Source organism: Bacillus sp. ISL-41, from assembly GCF_018613235.1.
GTDB lineage: Bacteria > Bacillota > Bacilli > Bacillales > Cytobacillaceae > Mesobacillus.
In genome coordinates, this window is record NZ_JAGGQP010000006.1 from 45,778 (window position 1) to 70,878 (window position 25,101).

Here is a 25,101-nt window from a genome sequence, read left to right on the forward strand (position 1 = left end):
TCCTTCACTGATAGTATAATAATCTATATAAAAATAACTAACGTTTCTATTGGTCAATGAAAGGATTGGTGGACATTGGGTTATTATGATCAAGATTATCAAAGCCGGTATAAACCACAAAATAGCAGGAAAGGCGGCTTCTGGGCCAGCCTGGCAGGCGCAGTCATAGGAGCATTATTGGTGATCTTCTCGATTCCCTTATTATCTAACTTGGATGTGCTGCCATATAAAATAGAACCTAAAAATCAAACAGCAATAACAGATGAAGAGCTTGCTGAAGAAAGTGAAGAAGGCAATACAACTAAGAAAAATGTATCGATTGATGTTTACTCGCAAATCACTGAAGCAGTTGACAAGGCAGGAGATGCAGTAGTCGGGATTACGAATATCCAGGAAAGTACTAGCTTCTGGGGGCAATCCCAGGAATCAGGCGGCACAGGATCTGGCGTCGTTTATAAAAAGGAAGGTGACAAAGCCTATATTGTCACAAACCATCATGTTGTGGCGGAAGCCTCCGAACTTGAGGTCAGCCTTATAGACGGAACGAAGATACCTGCCAAGCTTTTAGGAAGCGATATCTGGACTGACCTGGCTGTATTGGAAGTCCCAGCCGACCAGATTAAAGTCGTTGCTGAATTCGGCAATTCAGACAACCTGAAACCAGGTGAACCAGTCATTGCAATCGGTAACCCGCTCGGACTTACTTTTTCAGGATCCGTTACACAGGGAATCATCTCTGGTTTAGAACGGGCGATTCCAGTCGATATCAATCAGGATGGAACTCCCGATTGGCAGGCAGAAGTTTTACAGACAGACGCAGCCATTAACCCTGGAAACAGTGGAGGAGCTTTGATTAATATCGATGGCCAGGTGGTTGGCATTAACTCGATGAAGATTGCCCAGAGTGCTGTAGAAGGAATCGGTTTATCTATTCCAATCAATTACGCTGCGCCAATCATTGAGGATCTGGAGAAGACAGGAGAAGTGCAGCGGCCATTCATGGGCGTGGAATTAGCGTCCGTAAATGAGATATCATCCTATCATCAGCAAAATACATTAAAGCTTCCTAAGGATGTTAACTATGGTGTCGCTATTAGAGGCGTACAGCCAAATTCACCAGCGGCGCAGGCAGGATTGAAGGAGTATGACGTCATTATTGAAATGGATGGCGAGGAAATCCGAGATGTTGTTGATCTTCGCAAGCACCTTTACAATAAAAAGAAGGTTGGCGATGAGATGCAAATCAAGTATTATCGAAATGGGCAGTTGGAAGAAACGACAATGAAGCTTGGTGGAGAAACACTATAAGAGTTGTGGATAATGACAGGAGGCGGAATGCTTCCTGTTTTTTTGTGTTAAAATGGTCATTGTGGATAAATTTAAAAGTCAATTTAAGCAAATGATAATGATATAAAAAGAAGTTGAAAGGATGAGTTTTATGAAGTATTGCTGCGGTGAACATGTAGAATTGGCGCTGGATGAAGCGGTTGATGAGTTTGAAACTGCACCTCAATTAACGAAATTAGAGGCTGTTGATAAGTCGGAGTTCGTCTGTGGATACTGTGGACAACCTGCTGTATATATTGTGGCGAACGAATGATCGCCTACTAAATGTGGATATCGATGTGAATATGTGGATAACTCCTGTTGATAAGTTGTTTGTAAACTGTTTGTAATCTGTTTGTAAAGTGGGGATGACTGTGAATATCTCAATCGTGACGGTTGGAAAATTAAAAGAAAAATACCTGAAGCAGGGGATTGAGGAGTACTTAAAACGACTTGGCAGCTACGCGAAAGTGGAAGTCATCGAGGTTCCTGATGAAAAAGCGCCGGAGGAATTAAGCGATACTGAAATGATCCAGGTCAAGCAAAAGGAAGGCGAACGAATCCTCGCGAAAATTGGCCCGGATACATTTGTTATCGCTTTGGCCATTAATGGAAAACTTAAATCATCAGAAGAGCTCGCAGACACCCTCGATAAACTGGCGACGTACGGAAAAAGCAAAATCGCTTTTGTCATCGGAGGATCCCTCGGGCTGAGTGATGAAGTTTTAAAGAGGGCAGATGAACAGCTAAGCTTTTCAAAGATGACCTTCCCGCACCAGCTGATGCGGCTGATCCTCGTTGAGCAAATTTATCGGGCTTACAGGATAAATCGTGGGGAACCTTATCATAAATGAGATTTTTAAATATAGTCAGGAGAAATTATATTGGTAACGATTCGGCAAATCTATCAAAAAGACTTCCCTGCAGGGAAAAAAGTAGTATATAAATATACGTCAGAAAAATATTATGAAATCCAAATAGAACGCCAAAATAATGGTTGGGACTTCTCATTAGCTGAAGAAAGATTTGAAATTCCTTTTGTAAAAAAATTTGAAGAAGAAATTTTCGAACCTTATAAGGAAGGATCAGAAGTTTATTTGGCGGAGTTTGATGAAGAAGAAGCTGCTGTTATGGTAATACAACACATGGAGTGGAATAATACATTATTAATTCATGATCTATATGTAGATGATCGTTTTAAGAAAAAGGGGATTGGCAGAGGATTAATTGAAGTAGCTAAGAAAAGAGCAACTGAGTTAGGCGTCAGAGCGATTAATCTAGAAACGCAAACATCTAATTATCCTGCCATCCAATTCTATTTGAAAAATGGTTTTGATTTAATTGGATTTAATGCTATTTCTTATTCAAATGAGGATAAAGAGAAAAAAGAAGTGCGCATAGAAATGGGCTGTATTTTATAAAAACTCATATAGACATTTCATTCTTAAACCTTATATAAAAACTTCTCACTTTTTTACTATGGAAAAATAGTTTATAATAATCAGTAAATAGTAGAAATTTTAAACTATAAATCATTATAATTGAATATGTTAAGGTTTGAACGAACGATTAAGGTGTGCACATAAGTGGTATATATGCTGGCGCGCCTACTCAAATATATGGACAAGGAAGGGTATAATGAGCAACGTACAGAAAGCAACAGACGTTATCTTAATTGGTGCCGGAGTCATGAGTGCGACGTTGGGATCCTTACTGAAAGAGTTAGCACCAGAGTGGGAAATCAAAGTGTTTGAGAAACTTGCTTCAGCTGGTGAAGAAAGCTCGAACGAGTGGAATAACGCTGGTACTGGCCATGCCGCATTGTGCGAACTTAACTACACACCTGAAAAATCAGATGGTTCAATAGATATTAGTAAAGCAATTAACGTAAATGAGCAGTTTCAGATTTCAAGGCAATTCTGGGCTCATCTTATAAAAAGCAATTTGATTCACAATCCCCAGGACTTTATCAGGCCCCTGCCTCATATGAGTTTAGTAGAAGGGGAAAAAAATGTTGAGTTTTTGAAAAAACGATTTAAAGCGCTTTCAGATATACCTATGTTTCAAGGAATGGAGTATTCGGAGGATCCAGCAAAGCTGAAGGAGTGGATTCCTTTAGTCATGAAGGGCCGTACATCTAATGATCCGATAGCGGCAACCAAAATTGATTCAGGAACGGATGTTAACTTTGGCGCGTTAACTCGTATGTTGTTCGAGCATTTGGAGAGTAAGAACGTCGAGATTAACTATAGACATAGTGTAAAAGATATCAAACGTGCCAGCGATGGTACATGGGAAGTAAAGGTAAAGAACCTTGAAAGCGGAAGAACAGAATCCCATTATGCTAAATTCATCTTTATCGGTGGTGGAGGCGGCAGTCTGCCGTTGCTGCAAAAAACGGGTATTCCAGAATCAAAGCAAATTGGCGGGTTCCCGGTAAGCGGATTATTCATGGTCTGCAACAATCCTGAGATTGTCGAGCAGCACCATGCAAAGGTATACGGAAAAGCCAAGGTAGGCGCTCCTCCGATGTCTGTGCCGCACCTGGATACACGATTTATCGATAACAAAAAGAGTTTGCTGTTTGGACCGTTTGCCGGATTTTCACCGAAGTTCCTGAAAACAGGTTCGAATCTGGACTTGATCGGTTCTGTTAAACCAAATAATGTAGTGACTATGCTGGCTGCAGGCATGAAGGAAATGGCATTGACTAAGTACCTCATTGAGCAGGTAATGCTCTCTCATGAAAAACGGATGGAAGAACTCCGTGAGTTCATTCCCAATGCCAAGAGCGAGGACTGGGGTATCGTCGTCGCAGGACAGCGTGTACAAGTCATCAAGGATACCGACACTGGCAAAGGGACCCTGCAGTTCGGAACAGAGGTTGTAAGCGCCTCTGACGGCTCAGTAGCCGCATTGCTAGGAGCATCCCCAGGAGCATCTACTGCGGTTAACGTCATGCTTGAGGTACTGGAAAAATGCTTCCCAGAGAGAATGTTCGAATGGAAAGATAAAATCAAAGAAATGGTACCTTCGTATGGAGTGTCTTTAGTCGACAACCCTGAGTTGTTCCATGATATTCATGAATCAACAGCTAAAATGCTTGGATTAAATGAAAAAGTAAAGGTCCTCAGTTGATATAGTTTTAACCTTCGATCCGCTTGGATTGAAGGTTATTTTTTTTCTATACTCCGCTGTCAGGTCTGAAGCATATTGATTATTTATATAAAAATATTTTAAGGATGTCTTTATTATCAAGGGTGGCAAGCAGGACATCTCGAACCTCTGTCTGAAATACTTTTTCTAAATTTGAGACAACCCAGCCTTCGTCCTTGTGAACTTGATTCAATACTTCGTAATTTATTTTTCCTTCTTTAATGATCGTCCTTGGAAAATTGAATGGCTCTGCAGCCATTTGCAGAGAGGAGGGAGTCAGTGGTTCATATTTTGGATCTAAGAAAACGGATAATTTTCCGTCAGCCTCCCAAATCGCCAGGGCTACTTTTTTCACATCTTCTATTTTTCTTTCTCGCAGCTCTTCCAATAATACATCAATGGAGATTCTTGCTTTTTTTAATCCTTTGTTAAGTATTTCTCCATTTTCAACAATGGTGGTTGGTGCATGGTTGAGTAACCTTCTAAACCAGGGAAATTTGAGTATCAGATAGATTCCGCCAAGATATAATGCCAATAAGACAGTAGTTGTGATGATAGAGCCTTTTAACCCTAGATGCTCGTCTGATAGGGGATGGGCAATAATGTTCCCGATTACTAAGGCAATGGCAAAATCCAGGGGTCTTAATTGGGAGATGGCCCGTTGCCCAAGAGCTCTGGTTACAATTAATAAAAAGAAAAAACCAATAATAGCCCGCAGCACCCACTGAATAGCAGTAAGCGATTCCTGGCTCTGGAAAAAATCCATTAAAGTCACATCCTTTACCCAGAAGCTATCACTTAGTTTATCTCCCAGGTCCATCTATTAATCCAATTTAGTGAGTAATAGTTATCTCTTTTATCCATACAATAATCTTTTTCCAAAAAACTAGTCTCTAGAAAATAAAAAGCGGACTCTAAAGGCGTCATTCAACGACCTTTGGAGTCAGCTTCTTTCTTGCATATAAATTAATTTCGGATTAAATAATCAAACGCACCTAATGCTGCAGTTGCACCTGATCCCATTGAAATGATGATCTGTTTGTATGCACTGTCCGTGCAGTCGCCTGCAGCAAAGACGCCAGGTAGATCTGTGGCACCTTGCTTGTTTACGACGATCTCACCGAAACGAGTGCGTTCAAGAGTGTCACCGAGCCATTCTGTGTTCGGTACAAGGCCGATCTGGACGAATACACCTTGCAGTTCAACATGGTGTTCTTCACCGGTTGCACGGTCAACATAGGAAATACCGTTCACTTTGTCTGTTCCGGTAATTTCAGTTGTTTGTGCGTTAGACACGACTGTAACATTCGGAAGGCTGTTCAAGCGTTCTTGTAAAACGGCATCAGCTTTAAGTTCTGGGTTGAACTCGATGACTGTTACATGCTTTACGATACCCGCAAGGTCGATTGCTGCTTCAACACCGGAGTTTCCTCCGCCGATAACCGCAACGTCTTTTCCTTCGAACAATGGACCGTCACAGTGAGGGCAGTAAGCAACACCTTTGTTCTTGAACTCAGCTTCTCCTGGTACGTTGACATTGCGCCAGCGGGCACCAGTGGAGATGATGACAGTTTTACTCTTAAGGACTGCACCATTATCAAGTTCAAGTTCAATAAGGTCTTTTTTCGACAGGCGTTTTGCGCGCTGTAAGTTCATGATATCAACGCCATACTCTTTTACATGCTCCTCAAGGCTTGCGACAAGCTTTGGACCTTCAGTATGCTTCACACTGATGAAGTTCTCAATGCCCAAAGTATCCATAACCTGTCCGCCGAAGCGTTCTGCAACGATACCTGTACGGATTCCTTTACGAGCCGCATAGATTGCCGCACTGGAACCAGCTGGTCCGCCGCCGACAACAAGGACATCGTAAGGTTCTTTATCGTTCAATTCAGATGCATCAGGGCCTGAACCCATTTTTGCAAGGATTTCTTCCAGGGACATACGTCCGCTTCCGAATGTTTCACCATTCAGGAAGACCGTTGGCACGGCCATGACCTGCTTGCTTTCAACTTCATCTTTAAAAGCAGCGCCATCAATCATGACATGGGAAATGCCAGGGTTTAAAATGCTCATCAGGTTCAAGGCCTGCACCACATCAGGGCAGTTATGGCAGCTGAGGCTGACATAAGTTTCAAAACGATATTCGTCTTTAATCGCTTTTACCTGATCGATGACTTTCTGGTCTACTTTAGGGGCTCTTCCGCTAACCTGCAGCAGAGCCAGGACTAATGAAGTGAATTCATGTCCTAAAGGAATGCCCGCGAAAGTCACGCCAGTGTCTTCACCAGGGCGGTTGACACTGAAGCTGGGTGTTCTTTCTAATTCAGCATGCTCCACTTTAATATGGGATGACATTGTTGCCAATTCGTCTACTAAAGCCAGCATGTCTCGTGATACATCATCCGATCCTGCGCTAACTTTAAGCAGCACATCGCCCTCCATCATTTGAAGATATTGGGCTAATTGTGCTTTAATTTCTGCGTCTAATAACATGGGAGTGTACCCCTTAAATCTTTCCTACAAGATCAAGGCTTGGCTTAAGAGTTTCTCCGCCTTCTTTCCACTTTGCAGGGCAAACTTCGCCTGGGTTGTTGCGTACATATTGTGCTGCTTTTAGCTTGCTTACTACTTGGCTAGCGTCACGGCCGATTCCGCCTGCGTTGATTTCAACAGTCTGGATAACGCCATCTGGATCGATGATGAAAGTTCCGCGCTCTGCAAGACCATCTTCTTCGTTCAATACGTCGAAGTTGCGAGAGATTTTCTGTGAAGGGTCGCCGATCATGATGTACTCGATTTTGCCGATTGCTTCTGAGTGGTCATGCCATGCTTTGTGAGTGAAGTGAGTATCAGTTGATACAGAGTATACTTCAGCTCCCATTTCTTTTAATGTAGCATATTCGTTTTGCATGTCTTCAAGCTCAGTTGGGCATACGAATGTGAAGTCAGCAGGGTAGAATACTACTACGCTCCACTTGCCTTTAAGGTTTTCTTCAGAAACAGTGATGAATTCTCCGTTGTGGAATGCGTTTGCTGTGAATGGTAAAACTTGAGTGCCGATTAATGCCATGATTAATTTCCTCCTTGAATGGTTGAATTATTTTTTGAAATAGTTTCACTGATAGAGTTCAGTTAACTATTCGGTAAACTAGAATAATTCTAATACAGTAACGATTATTATATAAAACCTATTAAGTGTCAAGTGATAAACTCCGGCTTTTAATACTTCATCATTATTTCAGAAAAAAGACACATTTATACCGCAGTTTATAACTTGCCATCTATCAGCTTGTCCAACTTTCGCCCTTGTAATGAATTCATCAGCAAACTTATGTATAGTATTAAGTAGATGAAAAATTCAGAAAAGAGGGGATAGAATGGTCTCCACTGAGAAAAACCGCTCATTTCCTTATCCATTTGGTGAACATGATGTCTATAGATATTCTAACAATGCCATTCCATTAAATCCACCAATTGCAATCGAAGTGACGGAATCTTATATAGAAGAAATGAATTTGAAAAGAGAGCTGCTGAAAAAGCATCCCGAGCGTTGTTATCACTCAGAGCCACATACGATGGATGCCCAGTGGGAAGCGGTGGATTTAATCCTGCACCAGCTGGCCAAATATTATCCTGAAACATTCAAGCTTGTTAACAATGATGATCATTGGATATTCACTAACCTGCAAACGGATGAAAAACAATCTTTCACCTTTGGAGATCCGACTACACTGGACGTGGAGCCACTGGATTATGTGGGGCGGCATGTCCAGGAAGACTTGATCCTGATGATGCAGAGGGACGGCGATTTATTCCTGGATGCGGGCCAGCTTTGTTTCCCGGCCAATTGGTCATTGTATTTTGATGCTGGCATGTCCTTCAAAGAAATACATACACCCATTCCAGGCTTCAAATCGGAGTCTCTTGATGAACGGATCCTTCAGTTTTTAATGAGAATCGAGGCCGGAAGCCCATGGTGGAGGAAAAACTGGTCACTGATGGCAGGAAACCGGTTGGATACATCGCTTGAAACCTTTGCGGAATGGGGCCAGGCTCGTAAAAAGGTGACAAAAGAAAATGTGGGCGATCTGGTACATCTTCGAGTGGAGGTCCAAAAATTATTCCGTCTGCCAAAAAGCAATGGAATTTTATTTACGATCCATACCCATATGCTTCCTCTTGAGGAATTCATTGAGCATACACCATGGCTGGAGCAGTTTTTTGCGATTCTCAAAGAACTTCCGGAATTCATAGCTGACTATAAGGGCATCTCTCTCTACCGTGAAGTTGTCCTGGAGTATCTGGAAGGGGAATTAAAAAAGAGATGATTCAAGATCATTCTTCATTAATAGAAGGTAAGAGAAAGTTTCTATTCTGTGCAGGTCCGGAAGGGGCCAGGTCTTTATATATTCTCGTTCGCCAGGCGATGGATGAGAATGTGCCATTTGATTTTCAAATTTTCCTAGAAGAAAGCGAAGAAGGATTTGTGAACGAATGGTTTAGCCAGCAGAAAATGGGTGCGTATCTCTACATTTCAGGTAAGCCTGATTTTTTAAAAAGGATACAAGGTGAAGCCATCAAGGCAGGCTTTTCGGAACATGACTTTCAATTGCTCACTATTGAACCTGCTAAAAGGAGACTGATCTGCTGCACTTGCCATGCCGAAAGTGAAGTTTCGGAGCAAACGCATATTATTTGTGCATATTGCGGCCAGGAACTTGAAGTGTCGGACCATTTTTCACGCCGTTTGGATGCTTATTTAGGTTATGTCAATATCAAGTAGAATAGGAGGAGCCTTCGATTGCATCGTAATTCGACTCTGGACATACGGATAAAATCAATTAAACAAGAAACAACGACGATTAAAAGGTTCACTCTGCAGGCGCTTAATGAATCGAAGCTGCCACCCTACAGCGGGGGATCGCATATCACCACTTATTTGCCGAAGAAATCAGGGACATTGGAGAGATCATATTCAGTTTTTAACCTGTCTGAACCCGGCTTGATCGAAGTCGCAGTCAGGCTGGCAGAACCTTCAACTGGCGGCTCTGAGTACTGGCATCATCATGTTTCTGAAGGTGATGTGTTAAAGGTCAGCTATCCAAAAAATCACTTTCCTTTGAGTTTTCAGGCCAGGCATCATGTTTTTTATGCAGCAGGTATTGGGATCACGCCCTTTTTATCGATGATGGCTGAGCTTGCTGAAAAAAACCAATCCTTTGAGCTGCACTATGCAGCTAAATCAAAAGAGCAGTGTGCGTTTTATGATTACTTGAACGAGACCTATCCCGGGAAATGCCATTTTTATTTTTCAGAAGGGGAGAAGCCGGAACGCTTATCTTCGAATCTACTAACGGATCATCGAATCGGCACACATGTTTATTTTTGCGGGCCGGAAAAAATGATCGATGAATTCGCAAGTGCAGCCAAAAGCTATGGCTATCCTGCGTTTAATGTTCATTATGAACGCTTCTCGCCACCTGTAATGAAGGATTCAGTCCCGTTTGCAGTTACATTGAACCAGAGCGGTAAGCATCTCAATGTGCCTGCAGACCAATCGCTGCTCGATGTCCTTCTTGAAAATGGCATTGATATCCCGTATTCCTGCAAAGTCGGCGGCTGCGGTACATGTGAAGTAAAGGTGGCAGAAGGAGAGATCAACCATTACGATTCCTTCCTGACAGAAGAGCAGCAGAGCGCCAATCACATGATGCTAAGCTGTGTTTCACGTGGGAAGGGAAATTTAGTATTGAAAATATAATGGAGACCAAATGTCATTTGTACATTTGGTTTTTTTGTTCACCAAATAGACAAGAGGATTTTTAGCTGTTGTAGCAAATTACTAAAAGAATAAGCTCTTTTTGTAAACCTTTGTTGCTTTTACACCTACGATCTCGGTTTAGGATCATAAATGATAGCAACAATCAATGCGAAAACAGCTGAAAAGTTCTAAAGGTGGTGAAATTATGACAAGCAATGTTGTGGAATTTTTACAGACAGGAACCAGGACGAAAAAATTTCGGGCAGCCCATCCATTATCCAGAGAGTTACAGGAACAAATGGTTAACGAAGTATGGAACGACTTCACGGTGTTTGCATTAAAAGAATACTACCCTGTATATTTAACGTTTCTCAAGGAACTGATGGAGAATATGGATGTAATGGAGGAAAAGGGAGCTGCTCTGCTGCAAAATCTATTTTGGTGGCGGCTATCCTGCGAATCAAAATTATCTTTCAGCAGCACATGTATAGATGAATATATTATCACCCATAAACAAATTTTTAAGAACCAGCCTATTTTGGAATCGTGGATGAAAACATTCGATCGAGCGGTTACAAAGTTTTACGCTATTGTGTATAAGTTTAACGATGATGTCCTGATTGTCATGGACATGCTGGAAGAGAAGCTGATAGATGTAATCGTGGTGGATCCGCTAGCAGTCCCTGTAAAAGTTGGAGAAGTTGTGGTCGGAACCCTAATGCCAATGGGGGACGGACTGTATTTCCCGGTTACCGATTTCTATCATTTTGATTATGAAGCCAGAAAAGATATGGGCGTACATTTTCATCCACTCTTCGCTCACCAATTACAAACATCCCCAATGTACGAGGCCTTCATATACGTACTCTCCGCGATGCTTCATATTGAAAAAACAGTTTCCGAAGTTTCAGCTGCTGAAATCGATTCTCTATCTGGCAATTTGAATAATAACGAAGTATAAGTATTTGAAATGCGAAAAAACCGCATCCCATAAGATGCGGTTTTAATCAGTTACTATCCAGCCATTTCAGCCTTCTTTTCAGATTGGTCGACAACTGCTGCACCAACCACGTCTCCTACTACATTAGAGGCTGTTCCGGCCATCCCGATAATGGCATCGACGCCGGCAATCAGCGCTACGACCTCCAGCGGCAAATCAAACATCGTCAGCACGACTGATAAAGTCACCAGCCCTGCGGCAGGGATGCCTGCTGTGCCAATGGAAAGGAGAGTCCCGATCAGCACGATCGTAATGAAGTCAGTCAGTGAGAAGCTGATCCCTGTTACATTGGCAGCAAAGACTATCGAGGCACCCATCCGAAGTGCGCCGCCATCTGAGTTGAACACAGCTCCCAAAGGTAAACTGAAATTCACCATTTTTTCGCTGATGCCCGCCTTCCTCGCACTTTCAATCGCCACTGGCAATGAGGCAATGCTGCTGGAGGTGAAGAACGCAGTCGTGTAGGCATCCTTAGTGTTGGCAAAAAAGCTTCTGACCGGAATCTTGAATAGTTTCAATGTTCCGCTGTAAACAAAGATCCACAGAATGATGACCCCGATATAGAATACCGCTGTAAACTCCAATAGCGAAGTTAATGTATCCCAACCTTGTGTACCGAATGTCGAAGCACTTATCGCAAAAATACCGATTGGTGCATAAAGGAGGATGCCCTTTAGAATCCTGAAGAATAATTCATTCGCCGCTTCAAAAAATGCTTGCAGCTGGGCTCCATAGTTTTGGGTTTTCTCCTCACCAGCAAATCGCATCCCCGAAATTGTAAATCCAATAATGATCGCCAGAAACAGGATGGCCATTAGATTTCCTGAAGTAAAAGCGGAGAAGAAATTATCCGGGACAATATTGAAGATCACATCTGATATGGAAGGTGTCGCAGGCTTCTCAACTACTGCATCAGGCAGTGAAAGGGAATTCCCTGGATTGATCCACAGCGCAAGTCCAAGGCCGATCAAGACGGCTGCTGCCGTCGTTGCCCCATAATAAAGTACAAGCTTCCCTCCGGTCCTGCCTAATTGCGCAGGATTCATTTGATTGACCGCAAGCACAACCGTCAAGAATACAACAGGCGTAGCAATCAGGTTAAGTAGCTTTATTAACAGCGTTCCAAACGGCTTGAAGACCTCTGCCTCCGCCCCAAATAAAACACCAGCCAATATACCAACCACAAAGCCGACCGTCATTTTTAAAATAAAAGATGAGTTTTTGTATGAATGCCAAATGTTCACTTTCTAGTATCGCCTCTTTTTTTATAAAATTGTTTATTTAACTTAATACCGGTGTTTAGGTCTAAAAAACCCCCACTTAATAATAAACTACACTTGTTATCTGAAACAGACAATAGCGGAATGGGCAAAAGATGACCAAATACTAGCCTATATTTGCAAAAGCGGAAAGGCATATGCCGGCGAATAGTTGTACGTTTTAGCAGAGTTTGTTACTAGATCGTTTATGATAGGTTTTCATGTTATTTTTTTTGGCGATAGTAGTCAGAATTTTTGTTTAATTTATTAGAGGGTATCTTGAAAGATTAGTTAATTAGTAATAGGTAAGGGATTTTCTAGATACATACTCACTCTTTTTACCTAAGGAGGTGTCAATTCAGTCCAGAAGAGTGAGGGTTTTGATTATTTTACGAGAGAGGATGAGGCGAAGGAATGAAGAGGTATTTTCCAAGAGTATTACTTACATTAGTAGCATTCGTCATGATTTTTTCAACATTCGGCTTTGGAGCAGCAGCAAATGGAGGGACAACCTCACAAACCAAACTGACGGAGCTGCCTTTAGCAGAAATTTTCGGGGACATTGAACTTTCATCCAGCAGGCCGACTTCGGTCATTGTCGAGCTAAAAGCAGAATCAATCGTGGAAGCGAAGCATAAAGGAATGAAGCAGACAAAGGCAAGCCTGAAGTCTGAACGAGGAAAAGTAATTGGTGCATTAAAGAACTCCGTTAAAGATTTAGAGGTGAAAAGGGAGTATGATTATGTGTTCTCTGGATTCTCTGCGAAACTACCAGCAAATGAAATTATCAAACTATTAGCGCTGCCTGGCGTAAAGGCGGTATACCCGAATGTTCATTACACAGCTGATGTTATTTCTGCCGAAGAAATTTCAGCTGAGGAATTCAGCCCGAATATGATGAACAGTGCTCCATTCATCGGTTCGAATGAGGCATGGGACGCAGGATTTACAGGTGAGGGAGTTACCGTAGCGGTAATCGATACTGGGGTTGATTACACTCACCCTGATCTTGCGCATGCATTTGGGGATTACAAAGGATATGACTTTGTAGATGAGGATAACGATCCCCAGGAAGGTGCTGGACAATACCACGGTACGCACGTATCTGGTACAGTGGCTGCGAATGGAGCAATCAAAGGAGTAGCTCCTGATGCTAAGTTGTTAGGCTATCGCGTTCTGGGTGCGAATGGCGGTACGACAGAAGATGTAGTGGCTGGTATCGAATTGGCCGTTCAAGACGGCGCTGACGTCATGAACCTGTCTCTTGGTAACACATTGAACAACCCTGACTGGGCAACTTCGATTGCGCTTGATTGGGCGATGGCAGAAGGCGTTGTAGCGGTAACTTCAAACGGAAACTCAGGCCCGAACAACTGGACAGTTGGATCACCTGGTACCTCCCGTGATGCCATTTCTGTAGGGGCTACACAGCTGCCATACAACTATTATAGTGCTGGATTATTCACTTCTGAGGGTGTAGAATATCCAACTGCTAAAGTGATGGGATTCCCATCAGATGATGAATTATTGTCGTTAGACGGTGAGGAATATGAGTTTGTTTATGTCGGTCTAGGTGCCGAAAGTGACTTTAAAGGGAAAGAACTTGAAGGAAAAATCGCTTTAATCAGCCGAGGTGAATATGCATTTGTTGACAAAGCAGAAAATGCAAAGAGTGCTGGCGCAGTTGGTGCCATCATCTTCAACAATGTTGCTGGTGAACAACCAGATGTCCCTGGCATGGCTGTACCAACCATCAAGACATCAAATGAAGATGGCCAAAAATTGCTTTCTGAGTTAGAAGCAGGCAACAACAAAGTAGCTTTTAATGTTAAATTTGCTAAGAAAATCGGTGAAACAATGGCTTCGTTCTCTTCCCGAGGTCCAGTAACGCTTTCTTGGATGATCAAGCCAGATGTATCAGCTCCTGGCGTGAACATTGTAAGTACTTTCCCTGGCGAAGGATATGCTGCGTTACAAGGTACTAGTATGTCCTCCCCTCACGTAGCCGGTGCGGCGGCATTGCTGTTGGAAAAGAATCCAAATTGGGGTACTGAAGATGTGAAAGCTGCATTGATGAACACTGCAGATGATGTAATTGATCCAGCTACCGAAAAACCTTATGCACATAACACGCAAGGAGCAGGGAGCATCCGTATTGTAGATGCTTTGAATACAGAAACTCTTGTCGCTCCAGGCAGCCATTCATTTGGCAAGTTTGTAAAGGATAGCGGCAAACAAGTTGAAGAAAATAGCTTTGAAATCAAGAACCTTTCAGATAAAACCAAGACTTATAGTTTTGATGTTGAGTTTGCTGGAAACCCTGAAGGCATCAAGGTGATGACAAGCAAGAACTTGAAAGTGAACGCCGGCAAGTCCCAGCAGGTGAACTTCAATGTTCAGGTTGATACTTCTAAACTGGAACCTGGCTATTATGAGGGAACAATCGCAGTATCTGATGGATTTGAAATCTTTGACGTTCCTACAATCCTATTCGTTGGAGAGCCTGACTACCCTCGTGTAACAGGTGCGTATATGGATAAGGTGGAAGATGAATACTATGTTGGAGCCTATCTGCCTGGTGGGGCGGAAGTGGTGGAATATAATCTATTTGTATTAACTCCTGATGGAAAGATTGGTGGCTATATTGATACATTAGGAACATTCACCAATGCTCCAACTCCATACCATGAATTCCTATGGGACGGAACAGTTCAAAATGGTATTGAACTTCCTAACGGAGACTGGGTACTGGCAGTATACGTTGAAAAAGCAGGCGTTACAGAGTACAAAGCTTACCTGGTAACAAAAGAATAAATATTCAAAAAGGATTCCCCTGGATTAATCCAGTCGGAATCCTTTTTTCATACCTTCCGATCCAAAGCCTGCGGAGGCTGTTCGAGCCATTTTTCGGTGATCGTCAGAAGCAGGCCTTTTCCGTAAAACTTCTTCATTTGGGTGGATATTATCGTAAATTTGGTGACGATATCTGTCCTCAAACTGGAGGTCAGCGCCTGGTTGATCATGATGAAGCAGAACATTCCAAGGCAAGTATTCACGAAAAACAGCATCAATTTATCAGAAAAAGGTGAATTTCTCACATCGAACATATTATAATCCCCGGAAGCTGAATAGGGGATGTTTTCTTTTTCAAACACATCTCCCAGCGTTTCCAAGACTTTTTCAAGTGCGTCTCTTCCTTTGCTGAAATGCTGCTTAACATCCTTGTGGGACGCCAGTTTGCTAAATGTAACAAGGATCATCTTCGAAAAGCGAGCCCGGTGGATGATTCTTGACAGGTTCGCGATTTCTGCTGCATTCACTGGCCGGGAGCCGCCGAATAGTCCGTTGAGGTATTTCATCTCATCAACCAGATCGACTGTATGGTCCATCGCTACCTGAGGGGATTTTAGGTAAGTTCCCTGGGATAACATTAAATCTGTGATTTCATTTTGGATTTGTATAGTGAATTCTATCGCATTCTGAATAAAATTCCTGACATCCTTCCTGGTGCAGTCAGGGAATGCGCTTGGATATGTACTTAGTGACAACATCGTTAAGTCATGGCAAATATATAAAATAAAGGTATCTGAAAATACTTTATCCGCGTCCAGCCGTACATCCTTTTCGGTAAAGCCCAATGGAATCGTCAGGTTTTCTTTTTTGAAAATAACCTCAAGGTCTTCAAGACTCTTTTGTGAAAACTCCATCATTTTTTCTACTATATTTTTAACCTCAGGATCCTCTGCAGTTGCATTGAAATATTGAAAAAACCTCAACTCCATACTGCCTTTCAAGTAGGAAGACCATATATTCGAAATTTCAGTTGAGGTAAGTTCTACATTTGTTCCACTCATGGGGCGAGTCACTCCTTTGGTATTATTGTTAATCTTTTACTGAGATTTATTACACTTAATAAAATAATTTTGAGATTAATTCAACATTCATCTAAAACCAGACATTAAGTCTGGGTAAATCTATTTTTGAGGATCGGTGAATTCTTCCGTAGCGAACTACATAGAAAAATTAAACCTTGGAAATACTTTTTTCAAAGGAGGAATGAAAATGAAAAAGCTATTGTTTATGCTATTCTTGGCCATTTCTATGTTCACTGTAACTGGCTGCGGCAATGACGCACCGCCTGAGGAAGGGGAACAGATAGAAGACGTCGAGGAAGAAGATGAAATCGGTGACGGCGAGATAGATGATGAATAAGAAAAGCGTAAGCGCCTTGGTCACCCCCGACAAGCGCTGGAGGGCCGACTGATTAAGTCGATCTTTGACTTCATTGGGCGGACCGAAGCGACTCGAGGGGCTAGGCGCTGGAGTTAGACACTAATCTTTATATAAAAGTTCGTACTCTTTCTAGTAAATGAAAAAAGAAATCCGCTTCTTTATGAGGCGGATTTTTTTATGCTCTCTATTTCTAGCTTCTGTACATCCAGGATTGACAAATGACCGGTCAGTCAGTAACATTATTATGGTCACTAAAGTCATTTTGAGGTAGGTGCAGTAGTGAAAAATTTAGTCAATTTTGTACTTGGGAATAAATTGGCCGTATGGCTGCTTACGATTATCATAACCGTGTCAGGAATCTATTCCGGCACAAGGATGAACATGGAGACCATCCCGAATATTTCAATCCCATACCTGATGGTTATGGATGTATATCCTGGGGCGACTCCTGAGAAAGTAATGGAAGATGTGTCAATTCCGATTGAGAAAGCGGTAGAGGGATTGGAAGACGTTAAATATGTCTATTCGAATTCCTACTCCAATATGTCGAGTATCCAGGTAGAGTACGAGTATGGCATCGATATGGATGAGGCCAAGCGTGCCTTGCAATCGGCATTGGATATGGTGACACTGCCGGAAGGAGCTCAGGAACCGACCATCACAGCGATCAGCATGAATATGATGCCAGTTGCGGCATTGAGTGTCAGCAGTTCAAATGAGGATATTGTGGAGCTTACATCAACCGTTGAGGATATTATCCTTCCTAAAATCGATAAAATTGATGGTGTTGCCTCTGTCACCATGACTGGTCAGCATATCGAAGAAGTAAATTTAACGTACGATGAAGCAAAGCTTGCGCAATTTGGATTAACGGAAACGAATGTAAAGGAAATGATCCAAGCCAGCAATCTGGGTGTTTCCCTCGGTCTTTTTGAATTTAAGGAAGGCGAGCAGGCTGTTGCCGTCGATGGCAAATTTACGACGACAGAAGAATTGAAAAATATGCTGATTCCGGTCACGCCGTCAGCAGCCAATCCATCACCTTTTGTTAAACTGAGTGAACTTGCTGAAATTGAGCTTGTTGGTAAAGTACAATCCATTTCACGCACCAATGGTGAAGACGCGATTGCCCTTCAGATTGTCAAAGAGCAGCAAGCGAACACGGTTGATGTAGTGAATGCAGTGAAGGATTTAGTAAAAGAAGAAGAATCCAAAATCGATGGCTTGGTCATTGAAGTATCGCTTGACCAGGGAGAGCCAATTGAAGAATCAGTTTTTACCATGATTGAAAAAGCTTTATTTGGAGGTTTAATCGCGATTCTGGTTATCCTGCTATTCCTGCGTGACTTCAAATCTACGATTATATCAATTGTCTCGATTCCAGTTTCGATTTTTATGGCCCTGCTGCTATTGAACTGGATGAACATCACCCTTAATATCATGACACTGGGCGCGATAACTGTAGCGATTGGCCGTGTGATCGATGACTCGATTGTCGTTGTGGAAAATATTTATCGCCGCCTGCATCTGAAAGAAGAGAGATTGACAGGCCGGGCACTTGTGCGTGAAGCGACAATTGAAATGTTCAAGCCAATTTTGTCGTCGACGCTCGTTACGGTTGCTGTATTTGCGCCGTTGATTTTCGTAGGCGGCATGGTAGGGGAATTGTTCGCGCCATTCGCCTTGACAATGACATTTGCACTGGGTGCTTCACTGATTGTGGCGATCACCATCGTACCGGCATTATCCCACTTTTTATTCAGGAAGAAGTTATATGATGAAAAGACAGAAAGCAGCCATAAGGAAGTTGGAAAACTGGCTCATTGGTATAAGGGTGTCTTGAATAAGTCGCTTAACCATAAGATCATAACTTCACTCATTGCTGTTGTCCTGCTTGCCGGAAGTCTTGCGCTGACTCCGATTATCGGCTTCAGTTTCATGGGCAGTGAAGAAGAAAAAGTCATGTATCTGACCTACACTCCTAAAGCTGGTGAGCTTAAGGAAGAAACCATTGAAAATGTAGCAGAAGTAGAAGATGAAATGCTGAAACGCAAAGACATCGACATCGTACAGGTATCGATCAACGAAGAAGCAGATCAGATGGCGGCCATGATGGGCGGAGGAGCAGGCGGAGCATTAATGTACCTGATCTTTGACCCTGAAATGGAAAACTTTTCGGAAGTAAGAGAAGAACTCGAGGAATATGTCTTTAACATTGGCCAGAGCGGTGAATGGAAGAGCCAGAACTTTGGCGGAATGTCGATGCCAGAGAATGAAATCAGCTATACCTTGTACAGTGAGGATCTAGACAAATTAACCAGCACTGTCAAGATGGTAGAAGAAGAAATGAAAACAGTGGAAGGCTTGAAGGATGTATCTTCCAGTGCAGAAGATGCCTATGTAGAATACACCTTCAAGGTTGAGCAGGATGAACTGCTGCAATATGGTTTGACAGCAGGGCAAATCGTGATGATGCTCAATCCGAATAAATCGAAAGAGGTCTTGACGACCGTTGAAAAAGATGGAGAATCACTTGATGTGATTGTCCAGCAGGAGCAAGCGGAACAGCCAGAATCAATCGATGACATCCTTGCCACTGAAGTGCAAACAGCACTTGGAACGACCTTGCCGCTGTCTGAATTAGTAACGGTTGAAGAGGGCTCAACGATGAACACTCTGGCCCGCAGTAAAGGACAGTACTATGCTTCTGTATCAGGCACTGTCGTAAGCAAGGATATTTCAAAGGCAGCTGCTGAAGCTGAAAAAGCAATCGATGAATTAGATCTGCCTAAAGGAGTGGAAGTTGGCGTAGCAGGTGTCCAGGCAGATATGACCGAAACATTCACCCAGCTTGGGGCTGCAATGCTTGCTGCGATTGCGATCGTATATTTTATCCTGGTCGTTACCTTCCGAGAAGGTGTCGCACCATTTGCAATCCTATTCTCGCTTCCATTCGCCGTCATTGGTTCATTTGTCGGGCTGCTTATTGCAGGTGAAACCATCTCTGTCTCAGTCATGATGGGTCTGTTGATGCTGATTGGTATCGTCGTAACGAACGCCATCGTGCTGGTAGACCGAATCATTCATATGGAACGTGAAGGGCTGACAATGCGCGAAGCGGTACTTGAGGCAGGTGCTACACGTTTACGTCCAATCCTGATGACCGCAATAGCCACAGTAGGCGCATTGATTCCATTAGCGATAGGATCTGGCGGAGGCGGACTGATTTCCAAAGGTCTGGCGATTACCGTAATCGGCGGTTTGACCAGCTCAACATTATTAACACTGATTATCGTACCGATTGTATACGAAGTTCTATCAAGATTGTTTAAGAAAAACCGTAAGGAAATCGTAGAAAACTAGTGAAAGGGCCCTGATGGATGACTGATCATCCGGTCGGGGCTTTTTTGCCTTTCATAATCTCCTCAACTGTGTTGATAGGGTTTAACCATATTGAAATGAACAGAACAGCTATAAACACTTTTGATATCTTGCCGTACCGTTCTATTAATGCCATAGGAATGTTACTGAAACTTGTCTATAATAAAGTTTATTACAAAGGAATACGGAGGGCTTACAATATGTCTAATTTGCCAAATTGTCCAAAATGCAATTCTGAATATACGTATGAGGATGGGCCACTGCTCGTTTGTCCCGAATGCTCCCATGAATGGGATCATTCGGCTGAAATGACTAATGGAGAAGATAGTAAGGTAATTAAAGATTCGAACGGGAATATTCTGAGCGATGGAGACAGTGTCTCAGTCATCAAGGACCTTAAAGTAAAAGGTACATCATCCGTAATAAAAATTGGCACTAAGGCTAAAAATATCCGTCTAGTAGATGGTGACCATGATATTGAGTGTAAACTAGAAGGGTTTGGAGCGATGAAGCTTAAATCTGAATTTGTTAAGAAAATATAAACCCTCTTTAAGCCAGGCCAGGAGGCATTGACCTGGCTTTTTTATTTTTCTCTGCTTCTTCTTCCTCTTTCGTCATGCTTCGACTGTATCTTACACTGATTTTCTTAACCTATACTGAAAGGGGAGGGAATTCAGCCTGTTGGTAGTTACCTCCTTCCCGAGCGCTTGTTGGTTCTTTTAGCGGATTTTAAAGTCTTCTGCTTGTTCATCGTACATTGCGGGGGCAACTCATCTTCTCGTTTTAAAAAAAGACATCCAATCATCGTGAATTTCCCACCGGTAAAATAATATTTTAATCGATCCAAATAACCTTCTGTGTTTTATGAGTACCTTTATATCTTTAAAAATATCATTTGATAATGAGGGCAGGGGAGGGGAGTTTGTAGTTATTATGTGGAAAATAATAGAAAACAAGCAGGCGTTTAACGCATGTATACATAAACGTAAACTTGTATACGATTTGTAAACACTGTGTATACAATTATGTTTACGTGTATACAAAGTTGTATACATACTGTTAAATCAACATGTATACAACTTTGTATTCGTTGTGTACAATTATGTATACAATGAACCTTAAGGTTTACAGCATGTTTACATGTTTACATTTATATTTCTTTTTACCAGTTCTGCTTGCAGTATCTATTATTTACCTTTACCTTTAAAATAGTAAGTGAGTATACATAAACTTAGATTATTGAAAAGGAATGATAGAAATGACGAAATCTAGAATTGCAGCTGTTGATGTTGGTAACGATTCTATTAAGGCTATTTTTGGAGAATTTGATAATGAGTTAAATATTCCAAATATCGTAGCAAGGGATACAGAAGACCGTCCTGTCATCGGTATTGAGGAGCTTGACACGAAGGATCCACTAGATGGAATCCATATTCGAGTCCACTCCCCTGCCCTGAAGGATAACAATGTAATTTACCGTGTCGGCAATCTTGCGACTAAAAGCGATAATGCGACAGAACTTGATCCCGGAAGCAGCAAGTCCGAGGAAGATCAGACTTTGGTTATGTTGTTCGCTACTCTTGCATTGGATGCAGTGAGTGAAGAGAACGCAAAGCTGTTTCCAAAAAGCAAGAATGTCATCGATGCTAACTACACACTTGGTACAGGACTTCCGCTTCGTGAAGTGAAGGAAGGAAAGGACGCAGGCTACCGTTCCAGGTTAGTTGGATCTGTTCATCAGGTTGAGTTCCTCGTAACGCCTAAATACCAGGGTTTGAAAGTTAATATCAAATTTGATGAAGTGAAGGTATACCCTGAGGGCTTCGCTGCTTATATCAATCTAGTGATGGATAACAGCCTTAAAATCATCAACAAGGATTTAATTGATAGAAGGATCTTGATCCAGGATATCGGCGGATTATCTACTGATATCGCTGTCATCAAAAACCGCAATGTCGATGATGACAAAGCGCAGGGCTTCAATCTTGGTGTTTCTGAAGCATTGGAACAAATCAGGGAAGAAATCCGCAGCAAGCATGGCGTGGAATTGGACAGCCGGACAGATGTTGTAGAAATCATCACGCGCAAGAATGACCGCAACCATATCATGGTTAAGGGAAGCCGGACAAGCGTCCATGATATCACTGATCGTATCCTTCTTGAACTGGCTAAAAAGCAATACCGCCTGCTTCGCAATGTCTGGGCTAAAAACTCTCAGACTGAAATCTGCTATTTTGTCGGCGGCGGCGCGACCGTTCTAAAAGATTATATTAAGACATTGAACAATAATCTTGATGGCTACAATATTGAATTCTTCGAGGATGAAAAAGAGAGCATCTGGATGATGGCCAATGCTTACTATAAGCTCATTATGGATTATGTGAAGAAATCAGAGAAGAGCAGCAAAGCCGCTTCTGAACCTGTTAAAAGCTAAAATAAGGTGATTCTATGAAAAAAACCAACCCAAATGAGATTAAGAGAGGACAGGCACTATCGTTCCGCGTTCCTTCTGATACACCTGACCATATTTTAAGGCATCTTCAAAAACTGAAAGAAACCGAGAGAAGGAATTTTTCCAGCAAGATTGCTGATTTTGTCCTGCAAGGTGTAGGGAATTCATATTCGAGGGAACGCGAGACGATTACCATTCCCCTCCCGCGCAATCTCAGCAAATCGCAACGGGATTGGATCAAGCATGAGCATTCAGAGGCTTTGCTTGGCAATATCGTATATCATCTGCTGACAGACCCAATACGGGCCACAGCACTGCTTGCATCTCTGAATAGCAAGTCAACTGAAATTGATGAAGCACTGTATCTTCAGGAAGAAGAGATGGATCTTCCGTCAGTAACTGCAGCAGAGGATTCACCGTATTTTGAAGAGACTGCTTCAACGGCTGAGAGCAATGCTATGGATGATGATGACCTTGATTCGTTCGTATGGGAATCGATCAAGCAGACCGACTCACCAGAAGAGGATAGCGAAGAGAAGGAAGAGGATTTGGATGACCTTCTTGGGGATTTCCTTGCTAAAATGAATAAATAAGTAGAACCCATGGGAATGTCCCATGGGTTTTTCTGCTTCTATTGATAAGATTGTTCTAATTCATCAATTAATGAACCGACATAAGCAACTGCTTTTCGGACCGGTTCCGGTGTCGACATATCCAATCCTGCATGCTTCAGCAAGTCGAGCGGTTTCATAGTGCCGCCCGCACGGAGCACCTCAAGCCAGCGGTCAACGGCAGGCTGGCCTTCTTTCTTGATCAGCTGTGATACGGCAGTTGATGCGGTCAAACCAGCAGAGTAAGTGTATGGATACAAGCCCATATAGTAATGTGGCTGGCGCATCCATGTCAGGCCGGCTCCTTCATCGATTTCCACTGTATCGCCCCAGAAGCCTTCAAGGACTTCAGTTTTGATTTCAGTAAGTGTTTTAGCCGTCAGAGCTTTGCCAGCTTCAGCATGGGCGTATACGCGGCGCTGGTACTCTGCTTCAAGCAGGTGCGTGACAAAGTTATGGTAGTACGTTCCTAAGAGCTGAAGAATGACCCATCGGCTCATCTGGGCATCATCTTTATTTTTTTCGAGAAGATGCTGTGCGAGAAGCATCTCATTCATCGTAGAAGGCGCTTCTATGAAATACATGGAAGGGCGTACATTCATGATGCGCTGGTTTTGGTTCGCCAGGTAAAAATGCCCTGCATGACCGAACTCGTGAGCTAGTGTGAAGCAGCCGCGCATATTGTCGGCCCATGTAATCAGGATATATGGATGGGAACCATAAGGGCTAGAGCAGAATGCACCCGTTGATTTACCGACATTATCAGCGAGATCCACCCATCTCTCATCAAAGCCTTTTTCAATCATGGCGGTATAATCAGGGCCCATTACTTTTAAGGACTCTGTAATCAGGTCGCGTGCTTCATCATAGGTGATGCTCGGATCAAATTCAGGATCAAATGGAGCCTTCAGGTCACAGAACATCATTTTGTCCAGCCCTAGCACCTTCTTCTTTAACTGGGCGAAACGGCGCATATGCGGTGCGAGTTCCTTGTAAATGATATCAATTTGATTATTGTACATTTCCTGTGTCACCTGCTGCGGTTCCAATAGCATATCGGTAACGGAATCATAGTTTCTGAGCTTTGCTAGTGTAACCTGTTTCTTGACTTCAGTTGCATAGGTGGCGGCAATTGTATTTTTATATTGTTTCAGTGTAGAAACAAAGGATTCATATGCTTTCCTGCGGACATAGGTGTCTGGTGAAAATTCATATCGGCTCTCGAATACTGCGAAAGAAACTGGCAGTTCATTTCCCTCTTCATCCTGTATTGAGGAGAACTGCATGTCGGCAAGCTTAGCCATTCCATAAACATTGTACGGAGCAGAGTGGACCTCGCCAAGCGCAGCCAGCACTTCTTCTGTTTCAGGCGATAACTTGTGCTTTTTGGTTTCTAATAGTTCTAATAAGTTCTTTTTAAAAGGTTCCAAACCTGGTTCTTCCTGAAGGAATCCTTCGATTTTACCATCCTCGAAATCAAGTATTTCAGAAGAAATGAATGATAGAGCAGACATAGCTTGTGTGCCAATGGCTGCTACTTTGGCCGAATTTGCCTGATTCAATGGGTCTGTGCCATCAGCGGATTGTTTCAGGCTCGCGTATGTACGTACTTTTATTAGCTTTTTCGTCAGTTCTTCCTGAGCAGTAAGGCATTCCAGCAGTGCTTTCGGTTCTGTATGCAGGCTGCCTTTAAAGCCGCCGAATTTTTTGACGTCCTCTTCAATCTCTTTCAGTTCAGCCTCCCACTCCTGGTCAGATAAGAATAAATCATCCAGGTTCCATGTCAAATCAACAGGGACTTCAGAGCGGGAAAGGCGCTTTTCCATCGTTTTAGTCAAATTGATCTCCTCCTTTTATAAGTTTAATATTACTACGATACTCGAAATAATTTAAGTTAAAGTTTAATTATTTTAAAAATT

At 42.5% G+C, this 25,101-nt stretch carries 21 protein-coding genes; 15 read left to right on the forward strand and 6 right to left on the reverse strand.

Annotation, left to right across the window (positions count from 1 at the left end; translation table 11 throughout):
• Positions 1 to 75 precede the first annotated feature (75 nt).
• From J7I80_RS02425 to J7I80_RS02445, 5 genes are all read left to right on the forward strand, one after another.
• Positions 76 to 1,308 (forward strand): S1C family serine protease, encoded by a 1,233-nt coding sequence (locus tag J7I80_RS02425; protein WP_214735832.1) that lies wholly within the window; start codon positions 76 to 78, stop codon positions 1,306 to 1,308.
• Positions 1,309 to 1,429: 121 nt separating this feature from the next.
• On the forward strand, positions 1,430 to 1,600 hold the full coding sequence (locus J7I80_RS02430) for a CxxH/CxxC protein (protein WP_483297209.1): 171 nt from the start codon (positions 1,430 to 1,432) through the stop codon (positions 1,598 to 1,600).
• A 100-nt stretch (positions 1,601 to 1,700) separates the two neighbouring features.
• Complete coding sequence (gene rlmH, locus J7I80_RS02435) at positions 1,701 to 2,180, forward strand: 23S rRNA (pseudouridine(1915)-N(3))-methyltransferase RlmH (protein WP_214735833.1); 480 nt, start codon at positions 1,701 to 1,703, stop codon at positions 2,178 to 2,180.
• 30 nt (positions 2,181 to 2,210) lie between these two features.
• Entirely contained in the window at positions 2,211 to 2,747 is a 537-nt protein-coding gene (locus tag J7I80_RS02440; protein ID WP_214735834.1) for a GNAT family N-acetyltransferase, read from the forward strand.
• A 196-nt stretch (positions 2,748 to 2,943) separates the two neighbouring features.
• Positions 2,944 to 4,464, forward strand: a complete 1,521-nt coding sequence (locus tag J7I80_RS02445) for a malate:quinone oxidoreductase (RefSeq protein ID WP_353050078.1) — start codon at positions 2,944 to 2,946, stop codon at positions 4,462 to 4,464.
• 79 nt (positions 4,465 to 4,543) lie between these two features.
• Here J7I80_RS02445 and J7I80_RS02450 read toward each other — a convergent pair whose 3' ends face one another.
• From J7I80_RS02450 to ahpC, 3 genes are all read right to left on the reverse strand, one after another.
• The gene (locus J7I80_RS02450) at positions 4,544 to 5,248 is read right to left on the reverse strand and encodes a DUF421 domain-containing protein (protein WP_214735836.1); all 705 of its coding nucleotides are present in this window, start codon (positions 5,246 to 5,248) and stop codon (positions 4,544 to 4,546) included.
• 200 nt (positions 5,249 to 5,448) lie between these two features.
• Positions 5,449 to 6,978, reverse strand: a complete 1,530-nt coding sequence (ahpF, locus tag J7I80_RS02455; protein WP_214735837.1) for an alkyl hydroperoxide reductase subunit F — start codon at positions 6,976 to 6,978, stop codon at positions 5,449 to 5,451.
• A 13-nt stretch (positions 6,979 to 6,991) separates the two neighbouring features.
• The gene (ahpC, locus tag J7I80_RS02460; protein ID WP_167830988.1) at positions 6,992 to 7,555 is read right to left on the reverse strand and encodes an alkyl hydroperoxide reductase subunit C; all 564 of its coding nucleotides are present in this window, start codon (positions 7,553 to 7,555) and stop codon (positions 6,992 to 6,994) included.
• Between the two features lie 307 nt (positions 7,556 to 7,862).
• On the opposite strand from ahpC, the gene J7I80_RS02465 reads away from it, so the two are divergent.
• The 4 genes from J7I80_RS02465 to J7I80_RS02480 all read left to right on the forward strand — a co-directional run bounded on the left by J7I80_RS02465 (position 7,863) and on the right by J7I80_RS02480 (position 11,207).
• Entirely contained in the window at positions 7,863 to 8,813 is a 951-nt protein-coding gene (locus J7I80_RS02465) for a heme-dependent oxidative N-demethylase family protein (RefSeq protein WP_214735838.1), read from the forward strand.
• On the forward strand, positions 8,810 to 9,268 hold the full coding sequence (locus J7I80_RS02470; protein ID WP_214735839.1) for a dimethylamine monooxygenase subunit DmmA family protein: 459 nt from the start codon (positions 8,810 to 8,812) through the stop codon (positions 9,266 to 9,268). Before J7I80_RS02465 ends, J7I80_RS02470 begins: the two co-directional genes overlap by 4 nt.
• A gap of 18 nt (positions 9,269 to 9,286) precedes the next feature.
• Complete coding sequence (locus tag J7I80_RS02475) at positions 9,287 to 10,246, forward strand: PDR/VanB family oxidoreductase (protein WP_251027549.1); 960 nt, start codon at positions 9,287 to 9,289, stop codon at positions 10,244 to 10,246.
• A 205-nt stretch (positions 10,247 to 10,451) separates the two neighbouring features.
• A complete protein-coding gene (locus J7I80_RS02480) occupies positions 10,452 to 11,207 on the forward strand; it encodes a hypothetical protein (RefSeq protein WP_214735840.1) in 756 nt (251 codons plus the stop codon).
• Positions 11,208 to 11,260: 53 nt separating this feature from the next.
• Here J7I80_RS02480 and J7I80_RS02485 read toward each other — a convergent pair whose 3' ends face one another.
• Complete coding sequence (locus tag J7I80_RS02485) at positions 11,261 to 12,490, reverse strand: dicarboxylate/amino acid:cation symporter (protein ID WP_214735841.1); 1,230 nt, start codon at positions 12,488 to 12,490, stop codon at positions 11,261 to 11,263.
• A gap of 429 nt (positions 12,491 to 12,919) precedes the next feature.
• Here J7I80_RS02485 and J7I80_RS02490 point away from each other — a divergent pair, with 429 nt between their 5' ends.
• Positions 12,920 to 15,319, forward strand: coding sequence for a S8 family serine peptidase (locus J7I80_RS02490; RefSeq protein ID WP_214735842.1), 2,400 nt, complete (start codon positions 12,920 to 12,922; stop codon positions 15,317 to 15,319).
• A gap of 47 nt (positions 15,320 to 15,366) precedes the next feature.
• Here J7I80_RS02490 and J7I80_RS02495 read toward each other — a convergent pair whose 3' ends face one another.
• Positions 15,367 to 16,359 carry a DUF3231 family protein gene (locus J7I80_RS02495; protein WP_214735843.1) on the reverse strand — a complete coding sequence of 331 codons (993 nt, stop codon included), beginning with the start codon at positions 16,357 to 16,359 and terminating at the stop codon, positions 15,367 to 15,369.
• A gap of 208 nt (positions 16,360 to 16,567) precedes the next feature.
• Between J7I80_RS02495 and J7I80_RS02500 the strand changes: the two genes are divergently transcribed.
• The 5 genes from J7I80_RS02500 (at position 16,568) to J7I80_RS02520 (ending at position 23,164) form a co-directional block, all read left to right on the forward strand.
• On the forward strand, positions 16,568 to 16,717 hold the full coding sequence (locus tag J7I80_RS02500) for a hypothetical protein (protein WP_214735844.1): 150 nt from the start codon (positions 16,568 to 16,570) through the stop codon (positions 16,715 to 16,717).
• 300 nt (positions 16,718 to 17,017) lie between these two features.
• Complete coding sequence (locus J7I80_RS02505) at positions 17,018 to 20,101, forward strand: efflux RND transporter permease subunit (protein WP_214735845.1); 3,084 nt, start codon at positions 17,018 to 17,020, stop codon at positions 20,099 to 20,101.
• A 218-nt stretch (positions 20,102 to 20,319) separates the two neighbouring features.
• Positions 20,320 to 20,661: a zinc ribbon domain-containing protein YjdM gene (locus J7I80_RS02510; RefSeq protein WP_214735846.1), complete on the forward strand. Its 342-nt coding sequence runs from the start codon at positions 20,320 to 20,322 to the stop codon at positions 20,659 to 20,661.
• Between the two features lie 716 nt (positions 20,662 to 21,377).
• Positions 21,378 to 22,553, forward strand: a complete 1,176-nt coding sequence (locus J7I80_RS02515; RefSeq protein ID WP_214735847.1) for a ParM/StbA family protein — start codon at positions 21,378 to 21,380, stop codon at positions 22,551 to 22,553.
• A gap of 14 nt (positions 22,554 to 22,567) precedes the next feature.
• Positions 22,568 to 23,164: a hypothetical protein gene (locus J7I80_RS02520; RefSeq protein ID WP_214735848.1), complete on the forward strand. Its 597-nt coding sequence runs from the start codon at positions 22,568 to 22,570 to the stop codon at positions 23,162 to 23,164.
• Between the two features lie 38 nt (positions 23,165 to 23,202).
• On the opposite strand, the gene pepF is transcribed toward J7I80_RS02520, so the two are convergent.
• Complete coding sequence (gene pepF / locus J7I80_RS02525) at positions 23,203 to 25,008, reverse strand: oligoendopeptidase F (RefSeq protein ID WP_483297681.1); 1,806 nt, start codon at positions 25,006 to 25,008, stop codon at positions 23,203 to 23,205.
• Positions 25,009 to 25,101: the final 93 nt, after the last annotated feature.